The 253-nt window shown below is 62.1% G+C and carries 1 protein-coding gene; it reads right to left on the bottom strand.

Features of this window, described 5'->3' with window-relative positions; genetic code table 11:
* Window positions 1–253 (bottom strand): peptidase dimerization domain-containing protein (locus tag AAEZ05_RS29405; RefSeq protein WP_350650153.1); only part of this gene is annotated, 253 nt, incomplete at both ends.

Raw genomic sequence — 253 nt, 5'->3', positions numbered from 1 at the left:
GCTGAAGGTTGCTTCACCGGCAATCGTGTTGATTGCATTGGGCGAGACGTTCCAGCGTCCGAATGTCAGGCGCTTGTCGTCACCGGCAAGTTGTTCGGCCAGCGCGTCGATGCGGCCGAGGGATTCCATGGCGAGCAACAACGCATCGCGCCGCATGTGCGTCGGCGTGGTTCCTGCGTGTGCCGAAGCACCCTTGCAGCGCACTTGATACCAGCGCACGCCCTGAATACCCGAAACCACTCCCAGCGGGACA

Origin of the sequence: Pseudomonas sp. HY13-MNA-CIBAN-0226 (assembly GCF_040310305.1) — a bacterium.
GTDB lineage: Bacteria > Pseudomonadota > Gammaproteobacteria > Pseudomonadales > Pseudomonadaceae > Aquipseudomonas > Aquipseudomonas gregormendelii.
Note: the sequence above shows the minus strand (reverse complement) of the source record. Positions and strands in the feature narration are given on the sequence as shown.